This is a genomic window from Rhodopseudomonas sp. WA056, assembly GCF_010906995.1.
GTDB classification, from domain to species: Bacteria; Pseudomonadota; Alphaproteobacteria; order Rhizobiales; family Xanthobacteraceae; genus Rhodopseudomonas; species Rhodopseudomonas palustris_G.
This window is the reverse complement of the sequence record NZ_QPFS01000224.1, coordinates 1-2,746: the sequence shown is the minus strand read 5'-3', so window position 1 is coordinate 2,746 and position 2,746 is coordinate 1. Positions and strand designations below refer to the sequence as shown.

Sequence of the window (2,746 nt, the reverse complement as noted above, 5' to 3'; positions counted from 1 at the left end):
CCGCAGACCAGACCGATCAGGCCGGCGAGCAGGGCGATCAGGCACAGTTCGATCACCATCACGGCGTTGAGCTGCCGCGCCGAGGCGCCGCAGGCCCGCAAGGTGCGCAGCATCGGCCGGCGCTGCTCGAAGGCGAGCCCGATCGCCGAATTGACAATGAACAGTCCGACCAGGAACGACAGCAGCCCGAACGCGGTGAGGTTGAGATGGAAGCTGTCGGTGAGCTGCTCCAGCTCGGTGGTGGCGTCGGGCTGATCGAGCTGCAGCGCGTCGCCGACGACCTGTTGCAGCGGCGGCCGCGGAGCGGCGGTCCTGCTGCCGACCAGCAGCCGCGACAACCGCTCCGGCATGTCGAGCAGCTTTTGCGCGATGCCAATATCGACCACCAGCACCCCGGGCGCGATCTCGGCCTGCGGTCTCAGCGGCGGCAGGCGCTGGCCGTTCTGCAGTTCCGGCGTCTCGCCATCGGTCAGGCCGATTTCGCGCAGCGTTTCCGGCGCCACCAGGGTTTGGCCCGGCGGCAGGATGAAACCCCGCAGATCTGCGGTGCCGAGCGCAGGGGCGGCGTTGGCCTCGGTCGGCAGCGACAGCGGCTCCACGCCGAGCAGACGCAGCGAGCGGCCGCTGATCCGGACCGTCCCCTCGACCGTCGGCGACACCTGCCAGCCGGCACGGCGCAGGTCGACATAAAGCTGCTGGGAGAAGCTGCCGCCGTCGCGCGCCACCAGTGGCGCGGTACGATTGCCGCCGAGCGCGGCGGCGGCGCGGTCGTAGCTGGTGCGCGCCTGGGCATTCAGCGCCTGCACCCCGCTCCACAGCGCGGTGGCGGAGATCAGGCCGATCGCCAGCGTCGCAAGCTGCATCGGATGCCGTCGCCAGTGGCTCAGCAGCACGGCGAGGATCCACAGCGCCCGCCTCAATGGATCAGCCCTGCGTGCAGATGCACCCGCCGGTCCAGCATGCCGGCGAGCCGCTCGCTGTGCGTCACCATCAGGAAGCCGCAGCCGGTGCGGCGGACCAGATCGGTGGCGAGCGCCAGCACGTCGTCGGCGGTGGCCTCGTCGAGATTGCCGGTCGGCTCGTCGGCGAGCAGCAGCAGCGGCTTGATCGCCAGCGCCCGGCCGATCGCGACGCGTTGCTGCTGGCCGCCGGACAATTGCTCCGGATAGCGTTTCAGCAGGGCACCGAGCCCGAGCCGCTCGATCAGCTCGGCGTGCCAGGTCTTGTCGTGGCGGCCGGCGAGCCGCGACTGGAACGACAGGTTGTCGGCTACCGTCAGGCTCGGGATCAGGTTGAATTGCTGAAACACCAGGCCCAGCCGCTCGCGGCGGAACGCGGCGCGCTCGGCGTCCGGCATGGTCGAGATCGTCGCCTCGCCGAACGTGATGGCGCCGCCATCGGGCTGATCGAGGCCGGCGATCAGATGCAGCAAGGTCGATTTGCCGCTGCCGGATTCGCCGGTCAACGCCACGCTCTCGCCGGGCGGCACCGCCAGATCGACGCCGCGCAGTACCGCGACACGGTCCTGGCCGGACGCATAGGATTTGGTCAGCCCGGAGACGATCAGCATCGGCGCGATCCGCGCAGATTGGCGACCTCAGCGCGCGGTCCGCGCCGGAGCGTTCCGGTCATCATTGCCTTCCAGTCGGGGCCCATTCGCCGCTTGATATGGGGCCCGGCGCCGGCCACTCAAGACGAGGCGGCTGCGGCGCCGACCGGGGTGCGACGCGGGGCCTGACTGGCGGCATGGACGAAGATGGCCGGGACGAGCCCGGCCATCGCGATGTCGCGACCTCGGCGCAACGATCGGTCCGCAGGCGGACCTTACTGGCTCGCCGCGTCGGTGTTGAAGATCTCGCCTTCCGGCACCCAGCTCTTGCCGTCGAACCGCGCGATCTGCATCTGCGTGTACGGCGCGTAGCGGTCCGGGCGGGTCGAGATCTTGATGCCCGGCAGCAGCAGCGGCGCCGTGGTCGGCTTGATGTTGGTGGCCTGCTTCAGCAGGTTGTCGCGGGTGAGATTGTCACCGCAGGCCTCCAGCGTCTTCACCGTCATGTAGGCGGAGATGTAGCCGATCACGACGCTGCCGTCGGCGATGTCGCCCTTCGGAAACCACTTGGCGAGGAATTCCCTGAACTCCTTGACGTCGGCGTCGTTCTCGAACCGCGGATCGGTCGGGGTCTTCATCGCGAGCGCGGTGAGCAGTCCGGTGGACGCCTCGCTCCCGGCGGGTTCGAGCACGCCCTTGATCGAACTGGCGACGCTGACGACGAAGTTCAGCGGCTTCCAGTTCAGTTCGTGCACCTTGCGGATCGCCTGCGCGCCGAATTTCGGCGTCGCCATCGTGAACAGCGTGTCGGCGCCCGAGGCCTTCAGCGCCACGATCTGGGAGTCGACCGTCGGGTCGGTGACCTCGTAGGTCACTTCCTTGACGATCATCGTCTTGGCCTTGTCGCCGAGCCCGTCCTTCAGGCCCTTGACGTAGTCCTTGCCGGAATCGTCGTTCTGCGAGAACACCCCGAGCTTGGCGTCCGGCTTGTGCTTCAGCAGATACTTCGCGAAGATCATGCCCTCCATCTGGTAGGGCGGATAGAGCTGCGTGGTCCACGGGAAGTTCTTCGGATCGTCCCACTTCGCCGCGCCGGTCGAGATGAAGACCTGCGGCACCTTCTTGGTGTTGAGATATTTCTGAGTAGCGGAATTGGTCGGGGTGCCGACGGTGCCGACGATCGCCAGAACTTCTTCC

General features: G+C 68.0%; 3 protein-coding genes. All 3 read right to left on the bottom strand.

Going from position 1 to position 2,746, the window contains the following annotated elements:
• On the bottom strand, positions 1–920 hold a 920-nt coding region (locus tag DU475_RS23535), incomplete at its 3' end, for an FtsX-like permease family protein (protein WP_349644221.1).
• Positions 917–1,570, bottom strand: coding sequence for an ABC transporter ATP-binding protein (locus DU475_RS23530; protein WP_013504627.1), 654 nt, complete (start codon positions 1,568–1,570; stop codon positions 917–919). The genes DU475_RS23535 and DU475_RS23530, both read right to left, overlap by 4 nt.
• 254 nt (positions 1,571–1,824) lie before the next feature.
• On the bottom strand, positions 1,825–2,746 hold a 922-nt coding region (locus DU475_RS23525), incomplete at its 5' end, for an ABC transporter substrate-binding protein (RefSeq protein ID WP_164633485.1).

Bases quoted from the DNA above. Each gene is read 5' to 3' on its own strand.
- DU475_RS23530 (WP_013504627.1), bottom strand. From the start codon at position 1,570: ATGCTGATCGTCTCCGGGCTGACCAAATCCTATGCGTCCGGCCAGGAC.